The sequence below is a fragment of the Micromonospora sp. NPDC049151 genome, from assembly GCF_040648395.1.
GTDB lineage: Bacteria > Actinomycetota > Actinomycetes > Mycobacteriales > Micromonosporaceae > Micromonospora.
Window position 1 is genome coordinate 87,092 of the sequence record NZ_JBEZDP010000013.1, and the last position, 6,000, is coordinate 93,091.

Consider the following 6,000-nt stretch of genomic DNA (forward strand, 5'->3'; position numbering starts at 1 on the left):
CCAGCCGGCAGGAGCGGGCCGCCGCCGCGCGGCTACCTCGTCCCGGCCATCACGGATGCTGCCAGGCGAGCGCCCGGGTCGGTGGTAGCGCCTGCTGTACCGGGATCGGGCAGTCCGCTGGATGGTTGTCGTTCCTCCAGGTCAATAGCGTTTCTGGTGCGTGCAGCTGCCGCCGATGACACGGAGAGAGGCCACCAGAATGGGACAGACCATCGAACCGGCGGTACGCGTCGAACAACTCACCCGCGTGTACGGCACCGGCCGCAACCAGGTGACCGCGCTCGCGGGCGTCGATGTCGGCTTCGGCCGGGGGACCTTCACCGCCGTGATGGGGCCCTCGGGCTCCGGCAAGAGCACGCTGTTGCAGATCGCGGCCGGGCTCGACCGCCCCACGAACGGCCGGGTGGTCCTCGGTGGCACCGACCTGTCCGGGCTGTCCGAGACGCGCCTGACCGAGCTGCGGCGTACCCGGATCGGGTTCGTCTTCCAGGCGTTCAACCTGATCGGCGCGCTCACCGTCGAGGAGAACATCGTGCTGCCCCTGCGTCTGGCCGGTGTGCGCCCGGACCGGGCGTGGCTGACCCACGTCGTGGAGCGGGTCGGCCTCGCCGACCGGCTGCACCACCGGCCGGCGGCGTTGTCCGGCGGTCAGCAGCAGCGGGTGGCAATCGCCCGGGCACTGGCCACCCGCCCCGAGGTGATCTTCTCGGACGAGCCCACGGGCGCCCTCGACTCGCGGACCGCCGCCGAGGTGCTGACGCTGTTGCGCGCGGTGGTGGACGAACACGGGCAGACGGTGGTGATGGTGACCCACGATCCGATCGCCGCCTCGTACGCGGATCGGGTGCTCGTGCTGGCCGACGGCGCGATCGTCGCCGACCTTCCGCAGCTCGGCGCCGTCCGGATCGCCGAGCAGCTCGCGTCGCTGGACGGGCGGGTCCTCCGATGACCGCCCTCGCCGCCCGCCTGCTGCGGCACCGCGCCGGACCCGCCGCCGCGACCCTGGTGGCCCTGATCGTCGGCGTGCTGATCCTGGTGGCGATGGGCACGCTCGTCGAATCGGGGCTGCGGTTCCGCCCGGAGCCGCGGCTCTGGGCGAGCGCCGACGCGGTGGTCGCCAACCGCACGATCAGCCACACGTCCCGGGAGTTCGACGGCGACACCACCACGAGCACCGTGACGCTGCCCGAGGGTGGCACTGTAGACGCCGGCCTAGTGGACCGGATCCGCCGGGTGCCGGGCGTCACCGCCGTCGCCGGCGACCACGCGGTGCCGATCGGCTCGCCCGCCGCCGTGGGCCACAGCTGGCAGACGTACGCCTTCACCGGCCGTCCCGTCACCGCCGGAGCCGAGCCACGGCTCGACGACGAGGTGGTCGTCGACGCCCGGCTCGGCATGGCGCCCGGCGACCGCGTCGACCTGGTCGTCGGCGGGGTCAGCCGGTCGTACCGGGTGAGCGGCACCGCCGAGACCGGTTCGGCGGCGGTGTTCTTCACCGACGCGCAGGCCGCCCGCCTCTCCGCCCACCCGGGCCGGGTGGACGCGATCGGCGTACGCATGGCGCCCGGCGCCGACCTCGACGCGGTGCGTGAGATCGCGTCGGCGGCCGGCGCCACGACGTACGCCGGGAAGGACCGCGGAAAGGCCGAGCAGCCGGAGAGCCAGGCCGCCCGGGGCTTGCTGGTCGAGGTCGGGTCGGCCTTCGGCGGGTACGTCGTCCTGCTGATCGTGTTCGTGGTGGCCGGCACCATCGGGCTGTCCGTCCGGCACCGTCGCCGTGACCTGGCGTTGCTGCGCGCGGTCGCCGCCACACCGGGACAGGTGCGCCGCATGCTGGTTGCCGAGGCCACGCTGCTCGCCCTGGCCGGCTCCGCGGTCGGCGGCCCGGCCGGCCTGCTGGCGGCCCGCTGGGTGCACGGCGAACTCATCGGTCGGGGGTTCGTGCCGGCCGGCTTCCCGATGGCGGGCGGCCTGTTCGCGGTGCCCGCCGCCATCGGTACGGCGATCCTCGTGGCGGTCCTCGCCGCGCTGGTCGCCGCCCGCCGGGTCACCGCCATCAAGCCGGTCGAGGCGCTCGGCGAGATCGCCGTCGAACCTCGGCGCAGCGGCCCGGTACGGCCGATCGCCGGCGTGCTGACGCTGACGGCGGCCGGCAGCTCCGGGGCGTTCGCGCTCGGCGCCGGCGGGTCGGCCGGGGCACTGGCCGGCGCGGTCGGCATGCTCTACCTGTTCGTCATCGCGGTGGCGCTGCTCGCGCCGATGATCAACGCGTACGCGGCACGCCTGCTCACCCCGGTGCTGCCGCGCATCTGGCGGGCCGGCGGCTACCTGGCCGCCGCCAACCTGCGGGCCAACGCGCAGGGCATGGCGACCGTCCTGACCGCCCTGGTGCTGTCCGTGGGATTCGGTGGCTCGGTCTGGTTCCTGCAGAACAACCTGGAACGGCAGACCACCACGCAGAGCAGCGCCGGAACCCTCGCCGAGCGGGTGATCACCGCTCCGGGCGGGCTGCCCGCCGACGCGGCGCGGGACATCGGCGAGCTGCCCGGGGTGCGGGCGGCCACCGGGGTACGCCGCACCCAGGTCGTCGTGCGGGCGCTCGGCGGCATCGAGCCGGTCGGCGCGCAGTCCGTCGACCCGGCGGACGTCACGTCGACGATGGACCTCGCCGTGCGCGAGGGCAACCTGGCCGACCTGCGCGCCGGCACCGTCGCCCTGGCCGCGACACAGGCGTCCTCGTCCGGCTGGGACGTCGGCGACAAGGCGGAACTCTGGCTGGGCGACGGCACTCCGGTCACGTTGGAGATCGTCGCGATCTACGAGCGTGGCCTCGGCTTCGGCGACGTCACCCTGGCCGCCGAGACGGTCGCCGGGCACACGGCGGGGAACACCGTCGACGAGGTGCTGGTCCGAGGCGGGGCGGACGCCGACGCCGCGCTGGCCACGTGGGCGGCCGGGCGGCCCGGTGCCGAGGTTCTCGACGCCGCCACCCGTACCCGCCTGCTCAGCACCGATCTGGCGCTCAGCGCCTGGCTGAACCGGCTGCTGATCGGCGTGATGGTCGGGTACGCGGCGCTGGCCGCGTCGACCACGATGGTGCTGGCGGCGCTGGCCCGCCGCCGCGAGCTGGCGTTGCTGCGACTGGTCGGGGTCACCCGCCGTCAGATTCGCGGCATGGTCCAGGCCGAACAGGCCGGGCTGCTCGGCACCGCGGTGCTGATCGGCGCGACGATCGCGCTGCTGACGCTGGCCGCGATCGTCAACGGACTGACCGGCAGCCCGATCCCGTACGTCCCGCCGCTCGGATGGGCGGCGGTGCTCGGCGGTACGACGCTGCTGGCGCTGGTGAGCACGGTGTGGCCGGTCCGGCGGCTGCTCAGCACTCCGCCGATCGACGACATCGGCCTGAAGGAGTAGGCGTGTCGTCGTCGCCCATCAAGCCGACCGGCACCATCAGGAGCAACCCGAGCGTCATGCAGATCAGGAACGGCACGATCGGCAGGCCGGTTCCCACCGAGGGCCGCCACCAGATGAGGACGCCGGCCAGCACGCACAACGGCAGGCTCGCCAGGGCACCCCTGGCCAGGTGCGGAGCGCGTACGCCTCGCGCCACCGGCCCGCGCCCCCACCGGCCGCCGACGGCCCCGCCGACTGCCAGGAGAGCGCAGAACGTGACGCCGAACCACCGTCCGGCGCCATTGCCGGCGCTGAGCAGCATCAACAGGGCCACACCGACCGCGACGCAGGCCAGGAAGAACAGCACTCGCCGCAACGCCTGCCCTCGCCGCCGGCGGTCACCCGCGAGCGCATCCGGCGCCCCCGAGGACAGCTCGAACTCGAACCGCTCCTGGCGACCGGACTTTCGATCCTCCGCCTGGACGGCGCGCAGCAGGTCGCAGATCTTCTCGAACTGCTGCGCGCCGAGGTTCCGCCTGCTGACCCGCCAGTGGGTCCAGACGACTCGTACCGGGCGGGGGACGTCCCTGCTCAGCCGGTCCCACAGGGCATCGAGGTTCGATCCGTGGTGCGGGCCGAAGTCGAGGGCGTGGGCGAGGAGCCGGTGCAGGTCGCCTTCGCTTCGTACCTCGCGGCCGTCAATCTCGACCAGTACCGCGTTCCTCTCCGGACCGTGCGGCGCCGTGCAGCCACCCGTCGGGTAGCGGCAGAGGCAGGCTGTCGAACGCACCGCGTGGCAGGTCACGCACGTCGGGCGCCTCGCGGAGGGGCCTGCCATCACCGAAGCGCTCGGTTGCCTGGGCGGCCCGCCAGGTTCAACCGGCTGCCCGCCAGGCCTCGGTAGCTGACGATCCGGCCGCCGCGAACGACGCCGACGCAGCGTTCCCACTCGTCGTCGGCACCGCTGCGCCTGGCGTCGAAGTGCACCACCGCGTCGACCGCCGGCCACGGCTCCAGCACGGTTGCGTTGCCGTGGTCGTCCCGGCCCAGGCGCACCCCGCGCGAGTCGATCGCGACGATGCTGCGTCGATGCCGGATCGCCCGGACGCGCGGGGCGCCGGCGATGGCGAGCGGGACACAGCTGAGCGAGCCGACGAGCACCATGGCGCTCTGCTGCGGCCAGGTGAGGACGCCCACGACGACGAGGAGCACCGGCAGGAGGAAGAACAGGAGCAGGGTGAGGGCCGACCGTACGCCGAGGCGGACCTCGTACGAACCCGGCTCCCTCGTCGTACCCACGGACGACACCTTACGGGAGGGCCACGCCCCGATCAGTGTCTGCCGTGGACTGACTCGATCCCCATGCCGTGTAACTCGGGGCCGCAGCCGTTCTCCAAGGCTCGACGCCGGCGGGGACGTGGCGACCGGCAGGCGTCATCAACCCGGTGGGGACAGCACGGCTGTGAGCAGGGCGGTCAGAGCCGGAGCCGCATCGGGCCGGCCAGGGAGCAGGCCGGCAATCTGAGCGGCCATTCGATTGCGTTCGTCAACGTCGGCTTGCGCGGCCAACGCGGACAGGCCCTCGGGTAGGTCGGTGAGCTGATCGGCAAGGATGGCGGCTATCGCTTGATGGGCGAGGCTGGAGAGGGGCAGATCGTAGAGCAGTGCTTCGAGCCAGGCGCAGGCTTGCAGGAGCGTCGCCGACTGGGCCTCCAGTGCCGCGCGGACCTGCGTGTCCAGGTGCTGATGGTCGGTCAAGCATCGGTACGCTTCGGGCACGCCGATGGCTTGGGCGAGGGTGACGATCGCGGAGTGCGCGAGCACGGTGGCGTCGGCTTCGCCGGCAACAAGGCCATGCAGGATTGCCCTGGCATCGACCTCGTCGAGGATCTGGGGATGAGCCGTGAGGAAGGCTTGTGATTCCTCCCAGGTGCTGGTGTTCATCCACTCTCTGAGGGTGTCGTCCAGGATGAGCCGTCGGTAGGCGGTGTCGATGTTCGCCTCTGTGGCCTCGCGCAGGATCGTTCGGTGCAGATCGATGAAACCCTCATTGCCGAGCAGTGCGAGCTCGTCGAGCACGGGCTTGATGGCGTCGGTAAGTAGCTCTGGGTGGAGACGCAGGTAGTCCCGGGATTCCGTCCAGGTCGCGGTGTCGAGCCAGCCGACCACGAGCTGCTGGCTCTGGTCAGTGATGAGGAGCCAGGCGGGACGATCCGGGTAGGCCTGCTGCACCAGGTCGGGCGCGCGGTGCTGGAGACGGCGTAGTAGCTCGCGGGCCCGGACGAGTACCGGCGGTGGGACATCGTCTGCCTGGACGATGTCGACGAGGTGAATGATCGCCTCTTCCGGATGCTCGTCGACCAGGCCCGCCGCCCACTCGGCGCGGAGGCGGTGCACCACGTCGGTCCGGTCCGGGAAATCCCGCAAAACCTCGCTGAAGTTGTTTCGCGCCGCCACTGGGTCCGTGGTGATTCGTCGGAGGTTGTTCAGTGACGTGGCGAGGTCGGGTAGCCAGGCGTCGGGGTTGTTCTGGGCCAGCCGCCGCCGGATGGTGACGGCTTCTTCGGTGGGGGCGAGGGCTTCCTCGCGTCGCCCGGCCTCGGC

The 6,000-nt window shown here is 72.4% G+C and carries 5 protein-coding genes; 2 read left to right on the forward strand and 3 right to left on the reverse strand.

The window, feature by feature from the left end; genetic code table 11:
• Window positions 1–199: 199 nt before the first annotated feature.
• Together AB0B20_RS17155 and AB0B20_RS17160 are read left to right on the forward strand one after the other, a co-directional pair.
• Window positions 200–949, forward strand: coding sequence for an ABC transporter ATP-binding protein (locus tag AB0B20_RS17155; RefSeq protein WP_357385715.1), 750 nt, complete (start codon window positions 200–202; stop codon window positions 947–949).
• Window positions 946–3,417: an FtsX-like permease family protein gene (locus tag AB0B20_RS17160; RefSeq protein ID WP_357385717.1), complete on the forward strand. Its 2,472-nt coding sequence runs from the start codon at window positions 946–948 to the stop codon at window positions 3,415–3,417. The genes AB0B20_RS17155 and AB0B20_RS17160 overlap by 4 nt, the downstream gene beginning before the upstream one ends.
• Here the strand turns inward: AB0B20_RS17160 and AB0B20_RS17165 are convergent.
• The 3 genes from AB0B20_RS17165 to AB0B20_RS17175 all read right to left on the reverse strand — a co-directional run.
• A complete protein-coding gene (locus AB0B20_RS17165) occupies window positions 3,377–4,186 on the reverse strand; it encodes a barstar family protein (RefSeq protein ID WP_357385719.1) in 810 nt (269 codons plus the stop codon). The two genes, AB0B20_RS17160 and AB0B20_RS17165, sit on opposite strands and share 41 nt — an antisense overlap.
• 47 nt (window positions 4,187–4,233) lie before the next feature.
• Entirely contained in the window at window positions 4,234–4,695 is a 462-nt protein-coding gene (locus AB0B20_RS17170; RefSeq protein ID WP_357385721.1) for a hypothetical protein, read from the reverse strand.
• A 138-nt stretch (window positions 4,696–4,833) separates the two neighbouring features.
• Window positions 4,834–6,000, reverse strand: a 1,167-nt coding sequence (locus AB0B20_RS17175) for a hypothetical protein (protein ID WP_357471664.1), incomplete at its 5' end; no start/stop codon positions are given.

Coding starts and splice junctions, on each gene's coding strand:
- AB0B20_RS17155 (WP_357385715.1), top strand. CDS start 200: ATGGGACAGACCATCGAACCGGCGGTACGCGTCGAACAACTCACCCGC.
- AB0B20_RS17160 (WP_357385717.1), top strand. CDS start 946: ATGACCGCCCTCGCCGCCCGCCTGCTGCGGCACCGCGCCGGACCCGCC.